This window comes from Caballeronia sp. AZ10_KS36, assembly GCF_023631105.1.
In the GTDB taxonomy this organism is placed as follows: Bacteria; Pseudomonadota; Gammaproteobacteria; order Burkholderiales; family Burkholderiaceae; genus Caballeronia.
Genome location: NZ_JALQDQ010000037.1, coordinates 312,789 through 339,190 on the forward strand (window position 1 = coordinate 312,789; position 26,402 = coordinate 339,190).

Sequence of the window (26,402 nt, forward strand, 5' to 3'; positions counted from 1 at the left end):
TGTAGTGCTACATAAAACGCGTACGGCTTTTCTCGGCGGGCGCCAAAAGTCTCACAAGTCGAAGCGACGCGTTCGGACGCCGGTGCGTGACGCGATGATTCTATCTTCACGATGGAATCGAGGAGGCAGGTGTTGGAGGGTTCAAGTCGAGGGGCGTCGGCCGCAGTCACGCTCGCAATCACCACAACGGTTTGTGCTTGGGGCACCGCATGCGCGAGCGCGGCGCGCGCATGCGGTCCTGACGTAACTGTTGATGCTGCCAGCGTGTCGCAACACGCGATGTCGTTCGCGCGGGCAAGCAAGCCAACATGCCGTCTGCCCCGACGCATCAAGCTCGAGGCAAACGACACATCAGCCCATCAACACATTACGATAGAAGAGAACCGACGCTTAAATTCACGCAACCGCATAGCGTTCGAGCCAATGCGCGTACGGTGCGGGCAGCGTCCACGACGGACGCTCGATACCCAGCTTCTTCGCGGCATAGTACGGCCAGTGCGGATCGGCCAAGTGCGCGCGGCCAACCATCACCAGATCCAGTTGCCCGTTCTTCACCGAACGGTCCGCCAGTTCGGGCGTATCGATGCCCCATGCCGACGAAACGGGGATATCAGCCTCACGGCGCACGCGTTCCGCGATCGGCGCGAGAAAGGCCGGCGCCCACGGAATCGCCGCGGTCGGCGTGGAAAAGCCCACGCTGACGCTCAGCATGTCCAGCCCCTCGCGCTTGAAATTCTTCGCGAGTTCGATCGACTCAGCGAGCGTTTCTTCGTCGCGGCCGTCGTATTCGATCACGCCGAAGCGCGCCGTCAACGGCAGGTGCTCCGGCCACACCTTGCGTACGGCAGCCAGCGTTTCCAGCAGGAAGCGGCTGCGGTTCTCGAGGCTGCCGCCGTACGCGTCGTCGCGTTGATTGGAGTGCGTGGAAAAGAAGCTTTGGCCGAGATAGCCGTGCGCGAAGTGCAACTCGAGCCACTCGAAGCCCGCGTCACGCGCTCGCTTGGCAGCGGCGACGAAATCTTCGCGAACGCGCGCGATGTCGTCGAGCGTCATCGCTTTGGGTACTTTCGACAGACCGCCGCCGAAGGGGATTGCCGAGGGCGCGAGCGTTTCCCAGCCTCGGGGATCGCTGTCGGCGATGTGATCGTCGCCTTCCCACGGTCTATTCGCGCTGGCTTTGCGGCCCGCGTGACCGATCTGAATGCCCGGCACCGCGCCCGCTGCCTTGATCGATGCGACCACGGGCGCGAATGCCTGCGCCTGCTCGTCGGTCCAGATGCCCGCGCAGCCCGGTGTAATCCGGCCCTCGGGCGACACGGCCGTTGCCTCGACGATCACCAGCCCCGCGCCCCCACGTGCTAGCCCAGCCAGGTGCACGCGGTGCCAGTCGTTGATCAAACCGTCTTCGGCGGTGTACTGGCACATCGGCGGAATTGCGATGCGGTTGCGCAAGGAAACATCTTTGAGCTTGTAGGGCTGAAATAATGCGGACATCAGGCTAAACTCCCGTTCGTGAGGCTTGTACGTTATTTCGATAAACATCGAACTAGCGAGTATCGCAGAACCCACCACTGTTTGCACAATGCGCGCCGATACCCATCCTGTCGCCGAGGACTTCACGCTCGGACGGCTTTTCCACGCTCTTAGCGACCCGGTGCGCCTCGAGATCGTTCGTCAACTATCGACGGTAGATGAGGCCACCTGCAGCGAGCTCGACGGCGGTCGACCGAAGTCGAGTGTCTCCCATCATTTCCGAATCCTCCGCGAAGCGGGCTTGGTGCGTACGCGCGTTGCCGGCACCGTGCATCAGAATTCACTGCGGCGCGCGGAGTTGGATGCTCGCTTTCCCGGCTTGATGGAGGCCGTCATCAAGCAGATTGTCGGCAATTCCGTGGTAAGCGAAGCGTCGTGAGAGTCGACCGAAGGGTTCCGCCGACGTTGTGGATCAAGGTCCTGCTCGTGCCATAGAACTATTAAGGTCATTAACGTGAATATCAGGCGCACAGCGCGATGGCTGCTTACTTTTCCTGCGTAAAGCAATATCCACTCAATCACACTTCTCCCAATCCTTCGTCTCGAGTAGAAACGCATCCAATTCCTTCCAGAACTGATCGGACAGGTTTTCAGAGAGACGCGCGATAGACTCATTGAATTCACCTGCGGTCTTCGCACCGAAAACGATCGTGCTTATCGCCGGATGCCGCAGCGGAAAAAGCAGGGCAGCAGTAGCCAGCGACACGTCATGGCGCCGGCAAATGCGTTCGAGTCCTGCCGTTTGCAATAGGACTTGCTGTGTCGCGGGCCGCATGTTGTAGAAGGCGTCGGGACGCGAACCGGTCGCGAGAATGCCCGAGTTGAATGGCGACGCTGCAATCCAGACTATGCCTTTCTCGATGCAATGCGCGAGCAAGGCGGTGCTGCGCGCCCGGAGCAATGAGTACTCTCCTGCGGGCATGACGACATCGACGTCCGCCAGCTCAGCGAAGTCCAAACAAGCCTGCCAGTTCATGCTGGCGACACCTATCGCACCGACCACATTTTCATCCTTGAGTCGCTGCAACGCCGGAAACGCACCTTCGACGGCTGTCTTGAGTTCCTCGCGATATGCCCTCCCGGCAAAGCCAGGATCGAGATCGTGGATAAACACCGCATCGAGACGATCGACCTTGAGTCGCGACAGACTGCGCTCGACCGAGCGGAGCGTCGTGTCGTAGGTGTAGTCCAGATAGAAGTCGCTACCGCCTGGCAAAGAGCTTGCGCCGGGCTGACTCAAGTACCTGCCGAGCTTGGTCGACACATACAACTCGTCGCGCGGATACGCTGCCAGCGCTGCGCCAAGTCGTTGCTCGCTTTGACCGCCCAAATAAGCGGCCGACGTGTCGAAATATCGAACGCCGTTCGCCCATGCGGCGTGAATCATGTCGAAGAAGGCCTGTTCGCCCGCGGCGTTCGCGAGGCTGCCGGCTCCGACTCCTACACGAGGAAACTTGACAGTTTGATTCGGCTCTGCAATTCGCGTGTTCATTAACTTCGGTGTCCTTTGTAAACGATCGAGTGAGTTGCATCGATCTGCCGCTTCTAGAAAGACGGCGGGTGCCGAACATGTGTCAATGGACTTACCGCGTATGTTCGTTTGCGGCGATGTAATCGCGGCGCACGCGTTGCGCGGCGGCTTGGAGAACGGTGACGGCCCGTGCGCCGACACGATCCGAATAACGCACCGACGGAATCGCGACGTTAAGTGATCCGAGCGGAAAGCCCGACGATGACAACACCGGCACGCCGACGCCGACGATGCCCGGCGTGTATTCGTCCATCGAATAGGCGACTCCGGTCTGTCGGATCGTTTCGATCTGTGCGAGCAGTGCCTTCTTGGTCGTGATCGTCTTTGATGTGATGGCTTGCATTTTCACGGTCTTGATGTACTCGCTTCGCATCTGATCCGGAAGAAACGCGAGAATGACCTTTCCGCCCGACACGGCATAAAGCGGCGCAAGATCGCCGAGTCGCAGATGCGATACCAACCGTTGCGGGCTGGTCACCGTCGCAACGACTTCGACCTGGTCGCCCTTTAGTTGATTGAGCGCGCACGACTCGAGCGTCTGCTGTGTGATGTCCGCCAGCACCGGCTGGGCGCAACTGACGAGCGAGCGGCTGTGCGTGGACTGTTTGGAAAGTTGGATCAGCGCTTCGCCGAGGCGATAACCCTTGGTGGCAGGGACGAATTCGACAAAGTCACGCGCCGTAAGATTCTTGAGCAGCTTGGTGAGCGAGCTCTTCGGTATATCCAGCGCTTCCGCGATTTCCGTGTGGGACATTTCGCGTCCCCATCTCGCGAGCAACTCGATCACGTCGAGCACGCGATCCGCCGACTTCACCACTCCGTTCGATTCGTCTTCCAACAGCATATCCCGCTCCTGTTTACATATGGAAACATACTAGCATCAGGATGCTGGATCGGCGAGAAACGTCCGCATGCGCGCATGGATGCGTCTCGCCTGTTCATCGAACGGGAGGCCACGCAGTGCGAGCGTCGGCGCCTCGACGGCGAGTGGCAGATCGGGCCGCAGTCTCGACAGCAGTTCGCGCAGCGGTAATTCACCATCGCCGGGCAGCAGCCGGGCCGTTCTCGCTTCCTGTCGACGTGCTTCAAGAGACGGCGGTGCGGCGCTCGGTGCATCGCAAATCTGAATGTATTCGATGAGCGCCGGGTCGATCGCACCGATCTGCTCGCACGTCGCGCCCGAGCGGAAGAACTGCAGTGCGTCGATGAGTACACGCGCGTTCGGCTGTCCGCTGGTTCGCACGACCTCGAGCGCGTCGGCGGGCGTACCGACCGCGCAGTACGTGATCGCTTCGAGTCCGACCGTAAGGCCGAAATCGCCCGCAGCTTCGCACAGACGGCCGAAGTTGTCCCGCAGACGATCGCGTTCCGTGTCGTTGCCGACGCAGAGTACGTGCCGCGCACCGAGCGTACTGCCCGCTTCGAGTGCAGATGATAGTGACGCGACGTCCGTCTGCGGACTCAGCCAGATGGCCTCGATATCCAGCAGCCTGACGCCGGTTGCGTCGAGCCGCGCGCGCAGCTCGCCGATGAGGGCGGGATTGCTCGCGACATCCACGATCGTGTCCGCATGGGTAGGCGCGACGAGCCGCAATCCGCAGTATTCGAATCCTGCGGCGGCGGCCGCATCGACGACTTGCAGCGGATGCGCGTCGAGGATGGTCAGATGATGCAGCGACAGTTCATGCATGGGAACGCGTCCATAACTTAAAGAAAGTCTAGTCGCGCAGAGCAATCAGTTCTGCGGCGGCAGTACGAAATCATACGCAAGCAATGCACTCGGAACATCGACGCGATGTCCGGCCGGACTCAGGCCCGGTGCGAGCGGCACCACCGCCTTGATCAGTGCGTCCTTCACGCCGAACACGACGTCTGAATCAAGGTAAATGTCGCCGCCCACGAACACGTGCGTAACGAGGGTCTGGAAGCCGGGCGCACTGACGCGAAAGTGCACGTGAGCCGGACGGTACGGATGCCGCCCCTGTGCATCGAGCATGCGGCCGACCGGTCCGTCGTTCGGAATCGGATAGGCTGCGGGCACGACCGAGCGGTACCAGAATGCACCAGCCGGATCGGTCAGGAAGCGAGCACGCATGTGCAGGTCCGCCTTGCCCGCCGCCTTCTGCACGTCATAGAAGCCATGACTGTCCGCGTGCCACGTCTCGACCAGCGCGCCCGCAATCGCTTTCCCGTTCACATCGCGTACGGTGCCTTCTACCAGCAGAGGATCGCCCGGCTCGCCATCTGCGATCGAAGCGCCGAGCGTCAGCGTAGCCGCTTCTTCGACGTAGAACGGACCGAGCACCGTGGTTTGCGTTGCGTCGCCCGGATAGCGATGATTGATCGCGTCCACCAGCATCGATACGCCAAGCGTGTCGGATAGCAGAATGAACTCCTGGCGCGTGTCGGTGCACGTCTGTCCCGTCTCGGTGAGAAAGCGAATCGCCGCGGCCCATTCGTCTTCGGTCGGCTCGATTTCCTTCACGAACGCATGCAGATGACGAACCAGCGCGTCGCTGATCTGGTGCACGCGTTTGCTCTTGCTTCCCGCGAGACGCTCGATGACCGCTGCCGTGATGTTGTCTTCGTTGAAGTTGCGCATCGTGTTCCTCACAGCGAATCCGGTTGTGGTGCTGCGCCGCGCCACGCTCTTTCGAGCATCGCGCTGATCGACTCATAGTCCGGCGTGCGCGGATTGGCATAGGTCTCTTGCAGCACCAGTTCCGCCGCGCGCCCGATCCCCTCGTGCGGCATGCCGATCTCGGCAAGAGACTGCGGAACATGCAGCCTGGCCGCGAGTGCGTGCAAGCCCGTCCATGCCTCATCGGCGTCGAGTGCGCGTGCGATACGGCGCATTGCATGCGGCACTGCGCCAGCCTGGTAAGCGACGACGTGCTTGAGCATGATCGCATGCGTGTCGACGTGCGGTAAATCGAAGGTGCCGCCGAGCACATGACAGACTTTATGATGCAGCGCCATGCCCACGGAGCCGAGGCAGGTTCCGCACAACCATGCGCCGTATTGTGCGCGGCTGCGCGCATCACGACTTGCGGGATTGGCGAGAATCTCCGGCAACGCGGCGGCGAGGGCCGCGATGCCCTGTTCCGCCATGACCGACGTGACCGGATTGGCGTCGACGGAATAGAGCGCTTCCACCGCGTGGGCCATCGCGTTCAGACCGCTCGTTGCCGACAAGCGCGCGGGCAGCGTCAGGGTGAGTTCGACATCGTAGATCACAACCTCCGGCAACACGTCGAGCGTACGACGCGTACGTTTCTCGCCGTCCTGCGTCTCGCCGATGATCGGTGTGACTTCGGAGCCGGCATACGTAGTGGGCAGCGCGATCTGCGGCAGGCCGGTGCGCAGTGCAACTGCTTTGGCGAGGCCGATTGCCGAGCCGCCGCCGACAGCGACGAGGGAGTCCGCGCCCGCCTCGCGGGCAACCACGAGTGCACGCGCTGTCACTTCCCATGGCGTGTGCATCGCGGCCTCGGCAAAGATGTGCGTCGGTGAACCGGAGAACAATGACGCAATGGCGTGAGCCAAATCTTTCTGCTCCGGCGTGGAGACGATCAACGGACGCGTGCAGGCCAATTGCCGCGCGACGTCAGGCGTTTCCAGACGCCTGCCCGCGCCGAACAGCACGCGCGAAGGCAGCGCGTGGTAATCGAAGCGCATCGGCGAGACGTCCTGCATCACAGCACTCCGCTTTGCAGATACTGGCGGCCGCGCGCATAGAGCGCTTCGACTTCCGGGCCCGTCAGCGTCGGCATGTCGGGTTTGACCTTGTAGCCGATTCGGGTCTGCATGTACGCGAGATGCCGATAGCCAGCGGGAAACTCCGCCAGCAGTGCCGCATCGAGAACGGGACGGGCGTCCGGCCTGACTGGATCGAGACGATCCTTTTCATAGATGGGCTGACGAAGCAGCAGCAGCCATCGGTCGTCGACCTTCTCCAGGAAGTCGTAGAAGCGGCCGGTGCACACGACATCGCATAACGTGCCTTCGACTTCTCCACGCTGCGAAATGGTCATCTTTGTCTGCGCGACGGCACGCGAGCCGTTCACTTCGATCGACGCCCCGCCCAGAAAATGCAGGATGCTCACGCCCTTCGCCCAGCCGGCCTTCGTCACTTCGATGAACTCGCGACCGCTTCCCTGAAACCACGTCGCCATCATGCGGCCGTCCGGATGCCAGAGCATCGCGAAGCGCTCCCAGTCTCCCGCATCCCGCCATACCGCCCAGTTTTCGATCGTCTCGCGGATCATCAATCGATCAATCATCGCCTGTTCCATCTATCGCTCCGTGACGTTCACATATAGAAATCCGTTTCTATGGTGGTACCGCTGACGGCGCGTGGTCAAGCAGTTTTTGCGGCGAACCGGGGCATTCCCTAGTTTGTTCCCGTATGTGAATGAATGGCGGAAGGACCGTTGACGATCCGTAATCTCGCTTCTAGCATGGGAATCAAGTTATATGGAGGAACAAACGGATATGGAAACGAAACCGGTAACGGCACGAAGATTCGAAACACGCACGGCCATCGTGACGGGCGCCGCGCGCGGCATCGGGCGCGGTATCGCGGAGCGTCTCGCGGAGGAAGGCTGCCGGATCGCCTGCTGGGACATCGATTGTTCATCGGTCGAAACAGGCGGCGAGTCGTTCGCGGCCCTTGTGGAGACCGTCGATCTTGCGGATGCATGTTCCGTCGAGGCCGCGTTCGCTGCCACGCTCGAGTCTTTCGGTCATGTCGACATCCTCGTGAACAACGCCGGTATCAATGGACCGGTCCTGCCGATCCAGGACTATCCGGTCGACGTATGGAACCGCGTTCTCGCCGTCGATCTGAACAGCGTCTTCCACACATGCCGCCTCGCCGTGCCACACATGCGCGAGCGTGGCGCGGGACGTATCGTCAACGTGGCGTCGATCGTCGGCAAAGAAGGGCATCCGAACATTTGCGCTTATGCCGCGGCGAAGGCGGGTGTCATCGGTCTGACGAAGTCGATCGCGCGCGAGCTGGCCGGAACGGGCGTCACGGTCAATGGCATCGCGCCTGCCATTACCGAAACGGATCTTTTCCGGGAGATGACGGAGGAGCACATCGAGAGCAGCAAAGCACGCATTCCGATGGGGCGATTTCTTACCGTGCCGGAGATTGCCGCAATGGTGGCGTGGATTGCGAGCGACGAATGCAGCTTCACGACCGGCTTTACCTTCGACCTGTCGGGCGGCCGCGCGACGTACTGATCGCGCGACGCTATGCGAGCCCCGTTCGCGGCCATCGACAAGACACATGCAGGAGACGAAATGCCAGCAACGCATCAGCAGAGCAGTAATCAGACACGAGTCGCCACCGCGAGCGCGTGGATCGGCTCGGCGTTGGAGTACTACGACTATTTCATTTACGCGCAGGCCGCTGCGCTGGTCTTTCCGCAACTCTTCTTTCCGTCCGGAGACAGTCGCGTTGCGATCGCTGCGTCGCTCGCAACGTATGGCGTCGGTTATCTCGCACGGCCGGTCGGCGCATTCGTGCTCGGCCGTCGTGGTGATACGCATGGCCGCAAGAACCTGCTTCTTACCTGCATGTTCATGATGGGATTGTCGACGCTCGCTGTAGGTCTTCTGCCGACATTCGCGCAAGTTGGATTCGCAGCGCCGATCTTGCTCGTGCTCTTGCGGCTCATTCAGGGCTTCGCCGTCGCCGGGGAGATTTCAGGTTCGAGTTCCCTCGTGCTGGAGCACGCGCCGCTCGGCCGCCGCGGCTACTTTGCCAGTTACGCGATGCAGGGCGTGACCGCCGGCCAGGTGTTGGCGGCGGCCATCTTCATGCCGCTCGCTTACTATCTGCCCGAAAAGCAGTTCCTGTCGTGGGGCTGGCGCATACCGTTCCTGCTGAGTGTGCTCGTACTCGTAGCCGGTTATGTGATTCGGCGCAAAGTGTCGGAGACGCCGGCTTTCGTCGATGAAGCGCAGCATAGGCAGATACCGGCGTCGCCCATCAAGGAAGCATTGCGCGATGGCTGGCGGGATATTGTCCGCATCGCTGCCATCGCATTGATTGCGATCATCCTTGCAGTGACTTCGATCTTCGGCGCGGCCTATGCGGTGCAGCCCGCTTACGGTATCGGTTTTTCGAAAGGCTTCTTTCTCTGGATTCCGCTGCTCGCCAATTTCACTGCGATGTTCTTCATCCCCTTTGCAGGCAGTCTGTCCGATCGATGGGGACGCCGGCCGCTCATCATATTCGGCGCGCTTGCTTCGGGCCTGCTGTCTTATGCGTACCTCTATGCGATCAGCCTGCACAATGCGATGCTGGCGATCGCCATCGCTATCGTGATGTGGGGCGTGGTGTATCAGTGCTTCAACGCGGTCTATCCGAGCTTCATGCCCGAACTGTTCCCTACGCGTATCCGCGTTACTGCCATGGCGATCGGCCAGAACATCGGCACGGCCATCACCGCGATCCTGCCGGCGTTCATCGCGGCCGCGGTGCCGCCCGGTACACAGCACATCCCATTGATCGTCGGGACGATTACGCTGACCATCTGCGGCGTCGGGGCGCTAGGCGCATGGACGGCGCGCGAAACCTATCGGCTGCCCGTCAACGCGCTCGGGCAGCGAGATGCAGCGCCGATCAGTCAGGAGGAGTACGACAGCCTGCGTGCGGATATCGGCAGGAAGAAAACCGCGTCCGATGTTCCCGTTTGAGGGCGATCGTTGCGTCGGCTGCCCGCGTCATTCGACGGGCGGCACCGCACCTTCCAGCAAGGTCTTGATGAGCCGCGCGCGGCGCCTTTCGAGGTCTGCGATCTGACGATCGATAGCTTCGAGCCTGACGCGCTGGACGTCGGTGATCTGATCGCAAGAGCGTGCGCCTTCGATCAGAAGCATGCAGTCCGGAAAGCCCTGGATGTCGTCGATCGTGAAACCGGTCGCGATCATGCGCTGAATCTGCTTGACCTGCGTGACTGCTTTCTTCGGGAACATGCGATAGCCATTGCTCGCACGTATCGAGGCGAGAAGACCGTGTTCATCGTAATGCCGGATCGATCGTACGCTCGCGCCGGTGAGTTGCGAGAGTTGTCCAATCGTCAGCAGTTCCTGTGAAGGCGTGTCTTTCATGAAAAGCAGGTTAGCACGATTCGCTTGACTCTCACATCAGTGTAAGGGTTGAGACTAGGCGCACTGACACTCTCTTGGAAAAGGCAATGAGCTTACGAACGTTCCCTCGCTTTTTGATGTCCGCGTTCTCTGCGGCGACGGTGATTGCTTCCGTCCCTGACTCGATCGCAGCACCGAGCAGTTATACGGTTACATCGACGGACGGGGTGAAGCTGGCGGTCCAGGAAAGCGGCGATCCCAACGGCAAGCCGATCATTCTGGTGCATGGGCTGCTCGGCAGCCGCCTGAACTGGGACGCGCAGGTGCAGAGTGCCGAACTGCGCCAGTACCGGATCATTACCTACGATATGCGCGGCCACGGTCTGTCGGATAAGCCATCCGGCGCCGAGCCGTATCGCGACGGAAACCGTTGGGGGGACGACCTTGCAGCGGTGATCGAGGGCTCGCACGCCCGCAAGCCCGTCGTGGTCGGCTGGTCGCTCGGCGGTGTGGTGATATCGAACTATCTCGCGAAGCATGGCGATCGCGCGATCGCGGGGGCCGTGTATGTCGACGGCGTGGTGGAGCTTGCGCCGGGTCAGATCGTGGATCTTCCCGACGTTTATCGGGACATGAATTCGCCGGATCTGAAGACGCATCTCGACGGTGAGCGCACGTTCGTCGGTCTGTGTTTCAATCATCGGCCTGACGCAACAACATTCGACCGGCTGCTCGCGAATGCCGCGATGGCATCGTGGGACATGCAGAAGGAAGTGCCGACGATGACGGTCTTCGCTGCAGAGGGGCTCGGCAAGGCGCGCGTCCCGCTGCTCTTCATCTACGGCGGTCACGACGCACTGGTCGACACGCATGCGACGCTGGCTCGGGCTGCCGAGCTGAATCCGCGCATCGTCAGCAAGGTGTATGCGGACTCGGGTCACGCGCCGTTCATCGAGGAAGCCGAGCGTTTCAATCGCGATCTGGCCGAGTTCGTCAGGTCGGCGTCGGAGCTATGAAGTCACGTTGACGAGGGAATAACCATGGCGCAGGACTTCTTTCCGGGCTTTGCGCGGCTCGACGTCGAGGCGGGCGATGTCTCGTTTCGCGGCAGGATCGGCGGGACCGGATCGCCGGTTCTGTTGCTGCACGGCTACCCGCAAACGCACGTTGCCTGGCGATTGATCGCTCCGACGCTCGCGAGGTCGCACACCGTCATCGTGCCGGATCTGCCGGGATACGGCGACAGCCGGACCCGCAACGATCAGCCTCGATGGACCAAACGTCGCGTAGCCGGCGCGCTCGTGGCGTTGATGGATCGGCTCGGGCACGAACGATTCGCCGTGGTCGGGCACGACCGCGGCGCCCGTGCGGGATACCGTCTCGCGCTGGATCATCCGCACCGCGTCGCCGCGTATGCATCGCTGACCGTCATACCCACGCTCGATGCGTTCGCGAGCGTCGACAAGACCTTCGCGCTGAACGCCTGGCACTGGTTCTTTTTGGCGCAGCCGGGCGATCTGCCGGAGCGGATGCTTGCAGCGGATCCCGACGCTTATCTCGACACTGCGCTCAAGAAGATGGCGGGCGGTCTCGAGCGGATCGATCCCTTGGCCCTCGACGCTTATCGAACTTCGTTTAGGAATCCGAACGTGCGCCACGCCATATGCGAAGACTATCGCGCCGCGGCTTCCGAGGACCTGGAGCACGATGCGAGCGATCTTGCGGCGGGCCGAAAACTGACCTGTCCGGTCCTGGTACTGTGGAGTGAGAGGGAGCAGCAGGCGAGAAGCGAATCTCCCATCGACGTTTGGTCCCGATGGGCAACGAACGTAACGGGAAAGGGGTTGCCCGGCGGCCATCTGCTTCCCGAGGATGCGCCGAATGAGGTGTTGACGTCTCTTACCGATTTCCTGAGCGGAAAGTTCTTTGTTGCTGAGTGAAAAAAAGGCCGGCTCTGGTGAGCCGGCTAAAGTTCTGGCGATCCGAGGGCCGTGCCAGAACTGAGAGAACGTGACACCACGGGATGGCCGCGGTGAATATCCTATTGTTTAGCGCAAGAAATCACGGGCGTTCAACGGGAACGGCTGACAGCCGCTGTCGGCGTGTTCTTCGGCACGGCGCTTCCCGCTGCACTTCCCGCCGCGATGCCCGCAGACGATCGGCGCGAGCCGAGCTCATCGAGCGGTGTGCGATACGTCTCCCGCGCCGTCCATGCGGCGAGCGCCGCCAGGGTTGCGATGACGAGCGTGGCCGTACCGATCACCAGGGGAATATCACGCGTGCCAGGCGGTGCAATCGCCGCGAACAGGGAAGGCAGGAGGGCCGTCATCGCCATGCCGATGTTCTGCCCGATCGACATTGCCGAGACGCGAGTGCGGGTCGGGAACAACTCAGGCATGAAGCTGGGAAAGACCGCATTGAAGCCCTGATAGATCACGCCCCACATCAGCACCGACGTGACGATCGCCAAAGGTGCATTCTTCGCGCTGATCGCGTAGAGATAGGCGTAGGAGAGCAAGCCCGCTCCCACCGAACCGACCACCACGGGGATGCGTCGCCCGATGCGGTCCGACAGCTTTCCGACGAACGGAATCACGATCACGGCGACGATGTTGCCGACGAACGGAATCACCAGATACGTGTTGGCATGAAAGCCGATTCCGTACGATGGCTGCACTGCGTAGGCTGCGCCGAAGATGGTGGCGACCATTGCGATAACTGCGGCAAGCGCCATGATCGCGATGCGCACGATATCGCGCCAGTTCTCGCGCAGTGCAATGGTCACCGGCGAGGACGGGACGCCGCCCTGAGCATCTTCCTGCACGAATGCCGGAGATTCCGAGACCTTGCGTCGAATAACGAAGCCCGCGACCAGCACCAGTGCGCTCAGAAGGAACGGAATGCGCCAGCCCCACGACGCAAAATCCTCCGCCGGCATGTAATAGGCGAGGGGGATAAAGATAGCCGCGGCAAAGATCTGGCCGGCCTGTGTGCCCTGCAAGGCGAAGCTCGCATAGAACCCCCGCTGGCCGAAGGGAGCCTGCTCGAGGATCATCGAACTGGCGCCGGAAATCTCGCCGGCCACCGCGAAGCCCTGGACGAGCCGCAGCAGCACCAGAGCGATCGGCGCCAGTACGCCGACCTGATGATAGGTTGGAAGAAGTCCCACCATGAACGTCGACACGCCCATCAGGAACATGCACAGCAGGAGCAGGTGCTTGCGTCCGTGCGTGTCTCCCCGCCGTCCAAGGATGAAGCCGCCGATAGGACGCGCCACGTAGCCGACACCGTAGGTCGCGAGCGAAGCGACGATCGCCAGCTTCGGGTTGCCGGCCGGAAAGAACAGTTGTGGGAACACCATCGCCGCAGCCTGCGCGTAGATGAAGAAATCGTAATACTCGAGCGCGGAGCCGATCCAGCCGCTGGCGGTCGCGCGCCGGGTTTGCTGTGTGGTTGTGTTCGCGTTCTTGCGTGTGGCCTGCATGTGTGTCTCCTTTATGGTTCTTGCTGTGTTGCATCCGAACCCGCGCGCATTCGCAGATGCGGCGCGCGGGCGCGTTGCCCGCTCAGATGCCGAGCGGCGTCATGTTCATGAAGGCACCGAGATGCCCAAGCTGTGCCAGCGCCATCTCACCGCCGGTCTGTATGCGGCATCCCGCTGCGCGTGCTGTCTCGAGGAACAGGGTGATGTCCGGCGACGTCACGACGTCCGCCACGAGGCTGCGGGGGTCAAGGGTCGCCAGCAGCGCATCGGGAAGGGGCAGGCTTTCGTTGCCCGTCATCCCTACCGGTGACGCATTGACGACCAGATCGAACGGTGCCAGCGATTCGAGCGCGTGACCGGTGGCGACGTGTGGAAAGCGAGTTGCGAGGAGCGCGGTCAGGCGATCGAGGCGGGTGCGGTCCGGGTCGGTCAGCGTGACGGCCGTTACTCCGTGCTCGCATAGCGCCCAGGCTATTGCGCTGCCTGCGCCCCCGGCGCCGATGACGAGCGCCCGCGCCCCGCGCGGCTCGAAGCCGTGGCGAAGTGCGGCATGCATGAATCCGTCGCCGTCGACCATGTCGCCAATTAGCGTGCCGTCCGATTCGCGGCGAATCACGTTGACGCACCCGAGCGCCGCAGCGCGGTCACTCAGGCGGTCCATTCGGCTGGCCATGTCCTGCTTGTACGGCACGGTAACGACACATCCGCGAAGGTTGCGCCACGCGCGCATCGCGTCGATGAAGTGATCGACGGAACCTCGGTCGAGATCGACCGGAATCATCGACGCGTCCTTGCCGTGCCGCTCGAACCACGCGTTGAAGTTATGTGGCGACTTTACCTGCGTGATGGGGGACCCGACGATGGCCAGGAGTTCGGTCGTACCGCTGATCATATTGCGCGCTCGATGACGTTGATGAGCGGCGATGATGCTACCGACCGTGGTGACCGGCAACGCCGCAAACGAACGAGTAGGCCGCTCATCGAATCTGCGATGCGATAATCGCACTCTGTCAACGCATCGAAAGGGTGAGAGGCGTGAATACACCGCGAATTCGCGAGCGGGACTTGATCGTCGGTCTTCAGAAGGGCCTGGCGCTCATCCAGTTGTTCACCGATGAAACTCCGAGGCTGAGCGTGCCCGACGCGGCGCGCCTGTCAGGCATGACCGCGAGTGCCGCGCGGCGATTTCTTCTTACTCTCGTCCATGACGGTTACGCCCAAACCGATGGTCGCCATTACTGGCTCGCGGCCAAGACTCTGCGGCTCGGCCAGGCCTATGTGGACTCGGCGCGATTGCCGCGCATGCTCAGGCCGATTGTCGAGAAGGTTGCCAGCGAAACGCGCGAACACGTGTCCGTTGCAGTGCGTGATGGCGATGAGGTCGTCCATATCGTCCGAAGCCGTGTCGCCAACGTCTCTTCGCTCTCGATACGACAGGGATATCGCCTGCCGATGTACTGCACAGGCAGCGGCCGCTTATGGCTCGCATCTGAATCCGACGAAGAGCTCGATCAGTATCTGGGACGTGTGACGTTGCAGGCTTTGACGCCATTCACGCGCACGTCGAAAAGCGATATCAAGCGCGAGGTCGAGCAGGTTCGAACGCAGGGATACGTCGAACTGGACCAGGAGTATGAAGTCGGAATGCGCATTCTCGGCGTGCCCTTGACGAACCGTAACGGCGAAATGCGCGCGAGCCTCACTATCACGATGCAGGTATCGACGATGACCCAGTTGGAAATCCGCGAACGGTATCTCCGATTCTTGTATGAGGGCCAGGCTTTGCTCCGTCCGATCATCGACGTTTGATGCGGCTAGCCCGGACCGTTTAGCGTTGAGCTATGCCTCGACTTTTTTCGCTTCCCGTGTTCTGGCATCGGCGCGACTACTTGTCTGTGGCAGACTCGCACTCGCTCTTGACGCGCTGGACTTTGCACCGTCTGCGGTCGCGGCGTAGATGACCCATGGCGACGCATCTAATACCCGAGCGTCCGATCGTACACATGCTGCAGGGGTTTCCCTTCCAGCCAGTCGCGCAGCGCCTGCGCGACCTGCCGCGCGCGGGCTCGGCGGGAAGGCAGCGAAGCGACATGGGGCGTGACGATCACGCGCGGATGCGACCAGAGCCGGCTGCCGCTATCGAGCGGCTCCTTGTCGAATACGTCGAGCCAGGCGCTGCGGAGCCGGCCTGCGTCCAGCGCCGCGAGGACGTCGTCGAGCACGACCTGCGGTGCGCGGCCCACGTTCACGATGGAAGCGCACGCGGGCAACTTGGCGAGAAAAGCGGCGTCGATCATCTTTCGCGTCTGCGGCGTGTCGGGCAGGAGATTCACCACGATGTGCGCGTCCGCCAGCAAGGTATCGAGCGCGGCGTTGCCGTCGAAACACGCGACGCCTGAGAGCGTCTTGGGCGTGCGGGACCAGCCCCTGACCTGAAACCCGTTGCTCGCGAGACGTTGCGCGCAGGCCGCGCCGAGTCCGCCGAGCCCGAGCACCGCCACTGTCGTTTCGCTCGAACGAATGCCGATCAGGTCGTCGTTCCACCGGCGTTGCCGCTGCGCTTCGTGAAGGGCCGGGAACTCCCGCACGATGCCGAAGCATGCGGCCATCACATAGTCGGACATGCGCTCGGTGGTTTCGGGCGTGAGCATTCGCACAATCGGCAAATGCCCGGGCACGGACAGGTCCGATACGATGTGATCGACGCCCGCGGCGGCGCTGAACACGATCCGCAACGAAGTCATGCGCGCGATACGGCCCGCCGTGGGTTCCCAGACCAGCACGAAGTCCACCTGGGCGTCGTCGACCTCCGGATCGTCCCAGCCGCGAACCGTGAGCTCGGGCATGCATTCGGCGAAATGATCCTGCCACTCGCCGACAGCGGCGGGGCCGCCCGAATTGACCAGTAACAACATGAATGCGCCTCTCCTAACGCAAGTCTATGTGATCGTCGGCGACATCCGCATTCCTTCGTCCTGAAACTTCTTCGTGGACGAGACGAAGGTTCGTCCGACGTTGCGCAGCGGACGGTGCGACAGTACATCAGCGTGACGCGCGGAAGCCGACATCCCTGGAGGAAAACCGGTCGAGGGCAAAGTCGCCTGAATCGGCGCGCGGACGCTCGCCCGTCACCAGATCGGCGAGCATCTCTCCGGCCGCAGGCCCGATGCCGAAACCGTGTCCGGAGAAGCCCGAGCCAAGATGAAAGCCCGGCAGCGTCTTCACGTTCGAGATGACTGGTATGGCATCGGGCGTCACGTCGATCATGCCCGCCCACGTGCGAAGAATCGAAGCGCCCGCGAAGCTCGGGAAGGTCGCCTTCAGGCGTTCGAGCGCGTCGTTGAGCATCGGCAGGTTGGCCACCGGATCTAGCGTCCGGCAGGCTTCGAACGGCGACGGACGGTCGAGACCGAAGCGCCTCGGAACCTTAAGCTCCTCGAAGAAGCGCCGGCCCAGGCGAAGCTTCAGGTACTTGCGCTCACTGAGCCAGGCGCGCATGAACTTCGTGCTCAGCCGAATGCTGTCGGGCGTGAGATCCGCGACCGATGCGCCGAGCTTCGACACCGTATAGCCGCCGTCGCTGCGCTTGCGGCAGGTGAAATCGCCGCCGTTGATGGCGAGGTCCAGCCCGGCATCGATGGGTGCGGTCTGCATTACCGAGGCATGCACCTTGAGTTGCGGGAAATCGATCTCGCAATTGCCGCAGAAGAGCCGCGACCACGCGCCGCCCGCGAGCACGACGTCCGAGCATCTCACCAGACCGTGCTCGGTCACGATGCCCGCGACGCGTCCTGCCGCCACGTCGAGCCCGCGCACCGCGCAGTGCTCGACGATGCGCGCTCCGTTCGCCACCGCCAGTCCGGCGATGCCGCGCGTGGCGGCGAGCGGCTCCGCAACGCCATCGGTTGCGCTGTACAGCGCCCCGGCCCATGGCCGCTTCGATCGTGGAATCAGCTTCGCTAGTTCCTCGCCGCGCACGAGCCGCGCCTGCGCGCCCTTCATGCGGGCCGCGTCGAGCCACGTCTCATGAGCGGCCATGTCGGTGTCGGACGCGGCGAGATAGGCGAGACCCGTGGTGCGGTAGCCGACATCGACTTTCGCCTGAATCTCCTTCCAGATGCTGTTCGCGAGGATCGACAACGGCAGTTCGCGGACGTCGCGGCCGACGCTGCGTATCCACCCCCAGTTGCGCGACGACTGCTCGCAGGCCACCGTGCCTTTTTCGAATACGGCGACGTCTACGCCCCTGCGGGCCAGCGCGTACGCGCAACTTACACCGATGATCCCGCCGCCGACGATGGCGACGGACACTTGCTTGGGTAGATCGGTTTTCAACGAGGAAGCTCCAGATGACCGAGAGGGCGGTGGCGCCGGAATGGACGCATCAGACCACGCGTTTCCTGCTCGCAGCGAGACCGCAGAGCGCAAGCGACGAGACGACGATCAGATACCACGCCGGCGACATGATGCTGCCGGTCGCCTTGACGAGCATGCTCGTCACCACCGGCGTGAGGCCGCCGAAGAGCGTCATCGAGATCACGTAGGCGAGCGACACGCCTGTCGTGCGGCAGCTTGCCGGAAAGAGCTGCGACAGCAGCGAGCCGAGCGGCGAATAATAGAAGCTGTAGAAGACGAGCGAGAGAATGCACTGGAACGCGACGAGTGTGACCGGACCGGGCGCCCGCGTCAGCATGTAGAACAGCGGCAGGATCAGCACCATGCCGGTGACAAGCGCGACACGCATCACTTTCACGGTGCCGAAGCGGTCGGCCGTCATGCCGCCGGCCAGCGGCATCAACACGCATACGATGCCGCTTGCGATCGACGAGGCGAAGGCCGCATCCTTGGTGACGCCGAGATTGTTGATCGCGAAAGTCGGCATATAGATGTTGATGAAGCTCGCGAGTCCGCCCGCACCGGCGATGATCGCACCCATCAGCACAGCCGACTTGTGCGAACGCGCGGTTTCCCGCAGCGGAGAGAGTTCGGTCTTCCGGGTCTGCTCGAAGGCCGTCGTTTCGCTCACCTTGCGGCGGATGTATAAGCCCACCGGTCCGATCAGGCAGCCGAAGACGAAGGGCAGGCGCCAGCCCCACGAGTTGACCTGTTCGGTCGTCAGATAGTGGTTGATGCAATAGGCGAACAGCGACGACGTCAGTACCGCGAGACCCGACGCGGAAAACTGCAGGCTGCCGAAGAAGGCCATGCGGCTCTTGTCCTGCTCGGTCAGAAAGGAATTCGCGGCGCCGAATTCCCCGCCTGCCGAAAAGCCTTGCAGCAGGCGTCCGGCGACCAGGATGACCGGCGCGAGAAAGCCGACGTGCTCGTAGGTCGGCACGACGGCGATCGCCGCCGTGCCCAGCAGCATCAACAGCGCCGCGAGACTGAGCGCGAAGCGCCGTCCGCGCCTGTCGGCGATAACGCCGAGCACGATAGCGCCGACCGGACGAATGACGAACGAACTCGCGAAGGTCAGTAGACTCAGCAGCAGCGCGGACTGCCCGTCGCCCGTCGGGAAGAACAACTTCGACACGGTGATCGCGAACATCGCGTACACCAGCAGATCGAACCATTCGAAGAAGGTGCCGAAGTTCGCGGCAACGACGTCCCGCACGCGGTTCCGAGCGGGCTGATCCACGGCGGGGGCGTCGAGGGTGCTGGCTTTGTTCAACATATTCATCCTTTGCAGTATTGACCGGACGGGGCGGCCGCCGGATGCCGTTGTGTAACGCGGATGTCCGCGTCACTGTTCAATAGACGAGGTAGTACTGGGCAGAGCATGAACAGCCATTCAAGCGCACCGTCGGGCGCAGCCGCATGTTTGGAAAGCCAGCGCAACGCCGCAATCAAAGCAGGCCTGCATCGCGCACGCGATACCAGCTGGCCACCGCCGCGAGATAAAGCCGCTGCAAACCGTGGAAAGGAATGGGCGCGATGCGGGTGAGCGGGAAGGGCAGCGCTTTCGCGTCGCGCGTCAGGGTGTAGCGGGCGAGCGCGTCGCCCATCGCGGTTTCGAGCGCGACGCCCCGGCCCATGCAGCCGATATTGATGACCAGGCCCGGCTCGGGCTCGTGCAGGTGAGGCAGGAAATCGCGCGTGACCGAGACATGACCGCACCAGCGATGATCGAACGCGATGCCGGCGAGTTGCGGAAAGAGCGTCACGACGGCGCGTTCCAGATGCGCCCAGTTGCCGTTCGACGCAGGCTGGCGGAACGGCCCGCGCCCGCCCAACAACAGACGGCCCGTGTGGTCCTTGCGAAAATAGAGCAGCAGGTTGCGGGTGTCGGAGGCGACCTGTCCGCCCGGCATGACGCTTTCGGCCTGTGCGACCGTCAGCGGGACCGTCGAAAGCTGATAGGAGTTCGGCGTGAGCACGGTGCTGGATAGCCGCGCCGACAGCTCGCGCGTGTAGGCATTGCTGCACACGATGACGGTCCTGGCCGTCACATGCGGTCCGGCGGCAGTGCTTACCCGCCACGCGCTGCCCTCGCGCCGCCAGCCCGTGACCGGCGTCTGCCCGAAGATGCGCGCGCCCGAGGCCATCGCCACGCGGGCAAGCTCACGGGCATACGTCAACGGTTGCAGGCCACCCGCGCGCGGATCGAGCCAGCCGCCCTTGTAGGCATGCGTGCCGAGCAGCTCGTTGACCTCTGCGGCGTTGAGCAGGCGCGCACCTTTCAGGCCGCGCCGCTCCCATTGCCGCAGGCGCTTCTCGACCGTGCGCAGCGCCGCGTCGTTGTGCGCGCCTTGCAACCAGCCGTGGCGCACGTGCGGCACCGCCAGTTTCTCGGTGTCGATCATTCGGAAGACGTGCTCGGTCGTGGAACCGGCAAAAGCGGCCGCCGCGCGTCCCGCGTCCTGGCCGAATCTAGCTTCGAGTTCGTCCGGGTCGTATTTGAGGCCGGGAATGATCTGGCCGCCGTTGCGGCCCGAGCCGCCCCAGCCCGGCTCCCGCGCTTCCAGCACGGCTACGTCGACGCCCGCCTTCGCGAGATGGAAGGCAGTCGACAAACCGGCATACCCCGCACCGACGATCGCGACATCCGCGGTGCGGCTCTCGCCGAGTCGGAGTGTGGCAACGGCGGGAACGGCCGTGTCGGCCCACAGGGATCGGGCCACGAATGGAGCTTCGCGGGGCTCGGATGCCCGCGGACGCGCGGAGGGGCGCGCCCGACCGAACGGGCTGCCTGTCGTGGGATCAGACATGCTTGAGGACTCGCTTTAGACAGTCCTCGATACGCGGATGCCGCGGATTGCCGAGCACCGCTTTAGCCGCACCCAGCAAGCGGTCCGCAACGTCGCGCGCCAAGCCCACTCCATGCGTCATCGCGATGAACGTCGTCTGCTCGTCGGCGACGCTGGGCATCACCGCGTGGCCTTCGCCGACGAATTCAGGGGCGACGTTGCCGGGTTTCGTGCCGAAAGACGTGAACGTAACGCCCGTCGGCCTCGAACGGACTTTCAGCGACTCGGCGCGTGCGGTGCCGCCCAGGATCACCCCGCTCACTATGGCGATTCCCGCGAAGATCCCAAGCCAGTCTCTCATTGCGAAGCTCCCAGTCGCGGTAGTCGTTGCGGCCTTGACGTTCACTTCACGTACGAACGTATCCCGCGTTCGGTATACACTAGCCACATAAAAAAATCCCCACAAGCAAATTTAGCCGACTTTGCCCTATATTTCGCATACGGCTCTTGCCTTCAGTATGCGGACAAGATAGCGCGATGGACTTGATCGATCGAGGAAAGCGATGTCCGAAGACGACTGGCCGCCGCAAAGCGCCGTGGCTAACGGGCCACTGCGCGGCAGCGTGTACGGAAGCATCAAGGCCGAGATTCTCGAATTGCGGCTGCTGGCAGGCGCGCCGTTGCAGGAAGAGGAACTCGCCTCGCACTATGGCGTGAGCCGCACGCCGGTGCGTGAAGCCTTGAGGCAGTTGCTCGACGAAGGTTTCGTCGAACGCAAGGGGCGCTTCTATCAGGTGAAGCACCTCACGCCGCGAGACATTCGCGAGCTGTATGAAGTGCGCGAAAGCCTCGAAACCACGGCCGTCCGGTTATGTGTGGAGCGTGCCGACGACGTCATCGTCGCGCGTCTGCACGAGACGATCGCGGGGCAAGTCGAGGCACTGGCCGCGAACGACCGGCAACGATTCTCCGCATGCGACACGGCCTTCCATCTGACGCTCGCGGAAGGTGCGAGCAACGGGCTTCTGTTGCAGCAGCTGACTGCGATCCACGAGAAGATTCGCCTCACACGCGGACGCGAATACGAGGTGCGGAACTGGCTCAGGCATTCGATAGACGAACATTCGCGTGTGGTGAGCGCGCTTGAACGGCGCGACGCGACCATTGGGGTCGCGGAGATGACGTATCACATCCGCAGCGTGGTGGATCTGCACTTCGGCACGCGGCGTCGAAAGGATTGAAGGTGCGAAACGCCATGGCGATTCGCGGCAATGAGATAGTGCGCAACGCGCAGCGCACCCCAGGGGCGGACTTTACGGTTAGCGCGCAACGCAACGGTCCGCGCCGCACGGGACGCAAATCCGCACCGTCGTTCTGACGGGCGAAGCTCACCGCGCCTACGGTTGGACACGCTTGTCCTTTATTGCGACGAGAACGAGGCCTAATCGATAGGCGCAGAACCGGTCAAGGTTACGGCTTGCTCGACATAGAGACAGTGTTGCTTAGTTAGCATGACGAAGGAAACCATCCCATCGACGAATGGGCAGAATTTCACGGGTTTCGCCAGCCGGCCCGAAGCTCTCGGCATTCCATCGAACAGCCAGCGCATTTGCGATTCGATGATGCGAGTATGCCGACTTCTCGACGAGCCCGATCTGCCGGGCGCCTTTAGAGGAGCCGCTTCTGCTCATGCAGTGCTCTATTTGCAGGCGGTGGTGTTTCATGTAGCACACACGTGATACACCGAGGCTTGTCATGTCCCGCACCACGCTTCGTTTGCCGCCTGAAAAATCGCCCGACGACCGGTGGACCACCCGTCCTGCGCATCCCTTCTGCGGCTCAGCCTGAAAGCACGCATTACGTCTTGGTCGGGGAAGTGCGCTTCATTTCCGCACGCGGTCGATCAGCAGCTCCCCGCCGGCCACCACGAGCCTCGGTTGCACATCAGTCTGCCTGACGGACTACAGATGAAAGCGCCGCTCGAATAAGCCTGTCCATTCCAGAAGCATTCGCCCTCCAACGGGGTCGATTCGACCGCGAAGGGAGCCAGTTCTATTGGCGAATTCTGTTTGCTCTGATCCTGCGCTTCTACGTTGGGAGTGTCTTGTGCCATGTTGGTCACCTAATTCATTCGATTCCGATGTTGCCTAGTAGGGCAGCAAGCCGTATTCCGCGTATCACCGATGTTTGCTCGCGGTAGTCGAGTCGGAGACCGACGACTTTTCAAAGGATGCATCGGCACCACAGTATTTTTGCCGTTCTACGCTAGTCGAGGCGTTCTCGCCTTACCAGTGCGAGCGCATGGACGCGTGAGGTCCTATGAAGACGAAGACGGTAGCAGCGGTAGTGACGGCAGGCGATCAGGAAGTCGCGGCCGACTTCGACGTGTCGGCCGGCCGGATCCGTATCACGAGCGACGGAGCGGTCGTAGAAGACATTGGTCCTCCTGACTCATGGATCGCTTTGAGTTCGGTTGCAGAAGGAAGCGGATGGGGCACGCATCCAACGGCCGATGACCTTGAGCGCTTTCTAAAAAGATATGTGGCCGAGCGGGGAGAGTCCGTTCATGCGCGACCGGGCGAACGGGAGCAACGCAAGCATCGCCGAATGCGCCTGTTAGGAGCGGTGCAACGGTGGCTCAATTCTCAGAAGCAAGATACGCACTGAAAGCCCGAACGGCATCCCGCTCCGGGATGCTTCATCGATATATCAAGTTCGATTGAGCAGCTGGACAACGCTGCGAAGACGGCACGACGAATGCGAGATGTTCCGCGTCGTGCGAGCCGTGGCCGGCAGCAACAGCGACACACGGAGGCAGGAATAGAACGCACGACCGCTACTTCTTTTGGGGTTGAGCGCTTGCGATGGCGTAGCTGCAACACCGCCTTCGCTCAACGATAAGCCACGCCACGGTACTGCGAACGCATGTGCGGGATCGTGGAGAATTCCTGACGGAGGTTTTATGTTAGCCACAAACTTTCGCGGACCGTACCGCATCCGTGTGTCGCAAAAGCAGGATCCCCTGATCGAGCATCCAGGCGACGCCATCGTCCGCGTGACGCGCGCCTGCATCTGCGGCTCGGATCTGCACCTGTACCATGGGCTGGTGCCCGATACGCGCATTGGGCACACCTTCGGCCATGAAATCGTCGGCATAGTCGAAGAGGTCGGGTCCGCGGTCGAGACCGTCAAGCCGGGCGATCGCGTGCTGGTGCCATTCAACCTCTTCTGCGGCTCGTGCTTTTTCTGCCAGCGCGAGTTATACAGCAACTGCCACAACACCAACCCCGAAGCGACTGCGGTGGGCGGCATCTACGGTTACTCGCACACCACCGGCGGTTACGACGGCGGCCAAGCGGAATTCGTGCGCGTGCCGATGGCCGACGTGGGACCGTACAAGGTGCCCGACGATATCGACGACGACAACGCGGTGCTGCTGACGGACGCGCTGCCGACCGGCTATCAGGCCGCCGAGATGGGCGACATTCATGAAGGCGATACCGTGGTCGTGTTCGGCGCGGGGCCGGTAGGCATCTTCGCCGCCAGATCGGCCTGGCTGTTCGGCGCCGGGCGCGTGATCGTGGTCGACCATATCGATTACCGGCTCGACTTCGTGCGCCGATACGCTCCCTGCGAAGTCGTCAATTTTCGCGAGGTGAGCGACGTGGCCTTGCACATCAAGAAGATGACGGACTGGCTGGGCGCGGACGTCTGCATCGATGCGGTCGGCTGCGAGGCGGCGGGCAGCCTGACTCAAACTTTGACCGGGCGCTGGACCATGCTGCAAGCGGGTTCGGCCACCGCGCTGTTCTGGGCCATCAACTCGGTGCGCAAGGCGGGCAACGTGTCGATCGTTGGCGTCTACGGACCGACCTTCAACGCAGTGCCAATCGGCAACGCGCTGAACAAGGGCATCACGATGCGGATGAACCAGGCGGCGGTCAAGCGCCATGTACCGCATCTGATCGAACACATCCGCCAAGGGCATTTGAACCCGAAGGAGATCATTACCCACCGTGTGCCGTTGGAAGAGGCCTCGGACGCGTACCACGTCTTCGCGAGCAAGTACGACAACTGCATCAAACCTGTGCTGATTCCTCCGCGTGCCGGCTCGGCGCGCTCGATGGTGACCAGCGTCGCTCATTAAAGGAGCAGCCATGGATAACGAAATCGCGCGCCGCGATCTTGCCGAGCAGCGGCGCAACCCGCAACACCACGGACACGTCGACTGCGAGCGCCAGATGGACTACGACCTTAACCGGCACAGTCCGCCCCGCGATGAGTTGCAGCGCATCCCCGGCTGGGGCTCGGACCTCGACCACAAGAACCGTCCAGCCATCCCGATGGAGCGCACGCCGCCACGCTTCATTCACGTGCCGCAGGGGCAGCCGGTACAGCAGGCGCAGACCGTCGAAGTGTTCTATTCGCCGGAACGGCCGGGCATCACGCCGCTCTTCGGTACTGCCCAGCCGCCGAAATGGCTGTCGGGTGCGATAAGGCGGGTTGCGTACAAGCTGCCGGAGAACGATCTTCGCCACTGGCTGATGCTGATTGCCGCCGACCGCGTCAACGCGGTTGAAGGCATCGTCGACGACCTGCGGCACGGCCACGTACCCAATGTGCTCGGTGAAATGGGCATCCGGTCTGAGCTGCGCTACAACCCTGCGCGGCTAGTGCGCAAGGCGCTTATCGCCACCGCGGTTGTTGGCGGAATCGCGTTGCTCCGGAAACGCCGCTCGCGTTATTGATCCAGTCGCGCGCGGCTACAAGCATTCCTGCGATTGCTCAGTTCGCGCGGACCAACTCTGCTTCGGCGAAGAACCACTCGGACATCGTCCGTGCGAGTTCGAGCACAACGTCCGCGTCGGTCCGGCCGGAGGACGCGCGCACGTGGAACGAATGATCTGCGTCGTCCACCAGATGCAGCGTGGCGCGTGCCCCCAGCGTCTCGACGACCGGCCTCAGCAGGTGAAGCTCGGCCAGCTTGTCGCGCGTGCCCTGCAGGAAGAGCATCGGCAACGCGACGTCCGCGAGGTGTCGTGCCCGCTCCACGCCGGGCGCGCCCGCCGGATGCAGCGGGAACGCGACGAACGCGAGGCCACGCACGCCGTCGAGCGGGGAGATGGCTTGGGCCTGGGACGTCATGCGACCGCCATATGATCTGCCTCCCGCGAAGAGCGGCAGGGCTGGCAGCCGCCGGCGCGCCTCTGCGACGGCTGTCCGCACGGCAGCATACGCCACGGCCGGCGAGTCTACCCGCCTGGAGCCCCGCTCCATGTACGGAAACTGGTAGCGCAATGTGGCGACATCGACCGCCGCAAGCGCGTCGGCCAATGACGACATCCCGGCGTGCTGCATGCCCGCCCCGGCGCCGTGCGCGAACACATATAAGGCTCGCGCGTCCTTCGGCACTTGGAGGAGCGCAGAGACCGCAGAGCCGTCGGGCAGTGCCAGGGAAAGCGATTTTGGGTCGTCCATCGTATTCAGGTCGCGTCGTTGTGGCCAAGAGCGGTCAGTCGACAACTCGGCTGGATTGGTCCACGACATTCCGGCCTCCCTCGGT

At 62.6% G+C, this 26,402-nt stretch carries 27 protein-coding genes; 11 read left to right on the forward strand and 16 right to left on the reverse strand.

What is annotated here, in order from left to right; all coding sequences use genetic code 11:
* Window positions 1–396 precede the first annotated feature (396 nt).
* Complete coding sequence (locus NCR35_RS23845) at window positions 397–1,494, reverse strand: NADH:flavin oxidoreductase/NADH oxidase (RefSeq protein WP_244851076.1); 1,098 nt, start codon at window positions 1,492–1,494, stop codon at window positions 397–399.
* 88 nt (window positions 1,495–1,582) lie between these two features.
* Between NCR35_RS23845 and NCR35_RS23850 the strand changes: the two genes are divergently transcribed.
* Window positions 1,583–1,912: an ArsR/SmtB family transcription factor gene (locus tag NCR35_RS23850; protein ID WP_250536384.1), complete on the forward strand. Its 330-nt coding sequence runs from the start codon at window positions 1,583–1,585 to the stop codon at window positions 1,910–1,912.
* Between the two features lie 135 nt (window positions 1,913–2,047).
* On the opposite strand, the gene NCR35_RS23855 is transcribed toward NCR35_RS23850, so the two are convergent.
* The 6 genes from NCR35_RS23855 to NCR35_RS23880 all read right to left on the reverse strand — a co-directional run bounded on the left by NCR35_RS23855 (window position 2,048) and on the right by NCR35_RS23880 (window position 7,347).
* Entirely contained in the window at window positions 2,048–3,025 is a 978-nt protein-coding gene (locus tag NCR35_RS23855; protein ID WP_250536385.1) for an aldo/keto reductase, read from the reverse strand.
* A 91-nt stretch (window positions 3,026–3,116) separates the two neighbouring features.
* Entirely contained in the window at window positions 3,117–3,908 is a 792-nt protein-coding gene (locus NCR35_RS23860; protein WP_250536386.1) for an IclR family transcriptional regulator, read from the reverse strand.
* Between the two features lie 36 nt (window positions 3,909–3,944).
* Window positions 3,945–4,754, reverse strand: a complete 810-nt coding sequence (locus tag NCR35_RS23865; RefSeq protein WP_250536387.1) for a sugar phosphate isomerase/epimerase family protein — start codon at window positions 4,752–4,754, stop codon at window positions 3,945–3,947.
* Between the two features lie 45 nt (window positions 4,755–4,799).
* On the reverse strand, window positions 4,800–5,666 hold the full coding sequence (locus NCR35_RS23870) for a dioxygenase family protein (RefSeq protein WP_250536388.1): 867 nt from the start codon (window positions 5,664–5,666) through the stop codon (window positions 4,800–4,802).
* A gap of 8 nt (window positions 5,667–5,674) precedes the next feature.
* Window positions 5,675–6,760, reverse strand: a complete 1,086-nt coding sequence (locus tag NCR35_RS23875) for a maleylacetate reductase (RefSeq protein ID WP_250536389.1) — start codon at window positions 6,758–6,760, stop codon at window positions 5,675–5,677.
* On the reverse strand, window positions 6,760–7,347 hold the full coding sequence (locus NCR35_RS23880) for a nuclear transport factor 2 family protein (protein WP_250536390.1): 588 nt from the start codon (window positions 7,345–7,347) through the stop codon (window positions 6,760–6,762). The genes NCR35_RS23875 and NCR35_RS23880 overlap by 1 nt, the downstream gene beginning before the upstream one ends.
* A gap of 211 nt (window positions 7,348–7,558) precedes the next feature.
* On the opposite strand from NCR35_RS23880, the gene NCR35_RS23885 reads away from it, so the two are divergent.
* Window positions 7,559–8,314, forward strand: a complete 756-nt coding sequence (locus NCR35_RS23885; RefSeq protein WP_250536391.1) for an SDR family NAD(P)-dependent oxidoreductase — start codon at window positions 7,559–7,561, stop codon at window positions 8,312–8,314.
* Between the two features lie 60 nt (window positions 8,315–8,374).
* Window positions 8,375–9,775, forward strand: a complete 1,401-nt coding sequence (locus NCR35_RS23890) for an MFS transporter (RefSeq protein WP_250536392.1) — start codon at window positions 8,375–8,377, stop codon at window positions 9,773–9,775.
* A gap of 27 nt (window positions 9,776–9,802) precedes the next feature.
* Here the strand turns inward: NCR35_RS23890 and NCR35_RS23895 are convergent, their stop codons facing one another.
* On the reverse strand, window positions 9,803–10,189 hold the full coding sequence (locus NCR35_RS23895) for a MerR family transcriptional regulator (RefSeq protein WP_250536393.1): 387 nt from the start codon (window positions 10,187–10,189) through the stop codon (window positions 9,803–9,805).
* Between the two features lie 86 nt (window positions 10,190–10,275).
* Here NCR35_RS23895 and NCR35_RS23900 point away from each other — a divergent pair, with 86 nt between their 5' ends.
* Together NCR35_RS23900 and NCR35_RS23905 are read left to right on the forward strand one after the other, a co-directional pair.
* Window positions 10,276–11,184, forward strand: coding sequence for an alpha/beta fold hydrolase (locus NCR35_RS23900; RefSeq protein WP_250536394.1), 909 nt, complete (start codon window positions 10,276–10,278; stop codon window positions 11,182–11,184).
* Between the two features lie 24 nt (window positions 11,185–11,208).
* Window positions 11,209–12,108 carry an alpha/beta fold hydrolase gene (locus NCR35_RS23905; protein WP_250536395.1) on the forward strand — a complete coding sequence of 300 codons (900 nt, stop codon included), beginning with the start codon at window positions 11,209–11,211 and terminating at the stop codon, window positions 12,106–12,108.
* Between the two features lie 131 nt (window positions 12,109–12,239).
* Here the strand turns inward: NCR35_RS23905 and NCR35_RS23910 are convergent, their stop codons facing one another.
* Both NCR35_RS23910 and NCR35_RS23915 read right to left on the reverse strand, forming a co-directional pair.
* Window positions 12,240–13,652 carry an MFS transporter gene (locus tag NCR35_RS23910; RefSeq protein WP_250536396.1) on the reverse strand — a complete coding sequence of 471 codons (1,413 nt, stop codon included), beginning with the start codon at window positions 13,650–13,652 and terminating at the stop codon, window positions 12,240–12,242.
* Between the two features lie 82 nt (window positions 13,653–13,734).
* On the reverse strand, window positions 13,735–14,544 hold the full coding sequence (locus tag NCR35_RS23915) for a shikimate dehydrogenase family protein (RefSeq protein ID WP_250536397.1): 810 nt from the start codon (window positions 14,542–14,544) through the stop codon (window positions 13,735–13,737).
* Between the two features lie 143 nt (window positions 14,545–14,687).
* On the opposite strand from NCR35_RS23915, the gene NCR35_RS23920 reads away from it, so the two are divergent.
* On the forward strand, window positions 14,688–15,461 hold the full coding sequence (locus tag NCR35_RS23920) for an IclR family transcriptional regulator domain-containing protein (RefSeq protein WP_250536398.1): 774 nt from the start codon (window positions 14,688–14,690) through the stop codon (window positions 15,459–15,461).
* A gap of 167 nt (window positions 15,462–15,628) precedes the next feature.
* Here the strand turns inward: NCR35_RS23920 and NCR35_RS23925 are convergent, their stop codons facing one another.
* From NCR35_RS23925 to NCR35_RS23945, 5 genes are all read right to left on the reverse strand, one after another.
* A complete protein-coding gene (locus tag NCR35_RS23925) occupies window positions 15,629–16,567 on the reverse strand; it encodes a 2-hydroxyacid dehydrogenase (protein WP_250536399.1) in 939 nt (312 codons plus the stop codon).
* 127 nt (window positions 16,568–16,694) lie between these two features.
* Entirely contained in the window at window positions 16,695–17,987 is a 1,293-nt protein-coding gene (locus NCR35_RS23930) for an NAD(P)/FAD-dependent oxidoreductase (protein WP_250536400.1), read from the reverse strand.
* Window positions 17,988–18,036: 49 nt separating this feature from the next.
* Window positions 18,037–19,326, reverse strand: coding sequence for an MFS transporter (locus tag NCR35_RS23935; protein WP_250536401.1), 1,290 nt, complete (start codon window positions 19,324–19,326; stop codon window positions 18,037–18,039).
* Window positions 19,327–19,498: 172 nt separating this feature from the next.
* Window positions 19,499–20,773 (reverse strand): NAD(P)/FAD-dependent oxidoreductase, encoded by a 1,275-nt coding sequence (locus NCR35_RS23940; protein ID WP_250536402.1) that lies wholly within the window; start codon window positions 20,771–20,773, stop codon window positions 19,499–19,501.
* Window positions 20,774–20,852: 79 nt separating this feature from the next.
* Entirely contained in the window at window positions 20,853–21,245 is a 393-nt protein-coding gene (locus tag NCR35_RS23945; RefSeq protein WP_250536403.1) for an ATP-binding cassette domain-containing protein, read from the reverse strand.
* Between the two features lie 157 nt (window positions 21,246–21,402).
* Between NCR35_RS23945 and NCR35_RS23950 the strand changes: the two genes are divergently transcribed.
* From NCR35_RS23950 to NCR35_RS23970, 5 genes are all read left to right on the forward strand, one after another.
* Entirely contained in the window at window positions 21,403–22,080 is a 678-nt protein-coding gene (locus NCR35_RS23950) for a GntR family transcriptional regulator (RefSeq protein WP_250536404.1), read from the forward strand.
* A 270-nt stretch (window positions 22,081–22,350) separates the two neighbouring features.
* Entirely contained in the window at window positions 22,351–22,578 is a 228-nt protein-coding gene (locus tag NCR35_RS23955) for a hypothetical protein (RefSeq protein WP_250536405.1), read from the forward strand.
* 580 nt (window positions 22,579–23,158) lie between these two features.
* Complete coding sequence (locus NCR35_RS23960) at window positions 23,159–23,506, forward strand: hypothetical protein (protein WP_250536406.1); 348 nt, start codon at window positions 23,159–23,161, stop codon at window positions 23,504–23,506.
* A 295-nt stretch (window positions 23,507–23,801) separates the two neighbouring features.
* Window positions 23,802–24,986 (forward strand): zinc-dependent alcohol dehydrogenase, encoded by a 1,185-nt coding sequence (locus NCR35_RS23965; protein WP_250536540.1) that lies wholly within the window; start codon window positions 23,802–23,804, stop codon window positions 24,984–24,986.
* Window positions 24,987–24,996: 10 nt separating this feature from the next.
* Window positions 24,997–25,587, forward strand: coding sequence for a hypothetical protein (locus tag NCR35_RS23970; protein ID WP_250536407.1), 591 nt, complete (start codon window positions 24,997–24,999; stop codon window positions 25,585–25,587).
* Between the two features lie 37 nt (window positions 25,588–25,624).
* On the opposite strand, the gene NCR35_RS23975 is transcribed toward NCR35_RS23970, so the two are convergent.
* Window positions 25,625–26,317, reverse strand: a complete 693-nt coding sequence (locus NCR35_RS23975; RefSeq protein WP_250536541.1) for an alpha/beta hydrolase family protein — start codon at window positions 26,315–26,317, stop codon at window positions 25,625–25,627.
* Window positions 26,318–26,402: the final 85 nt, after the last annotated feature.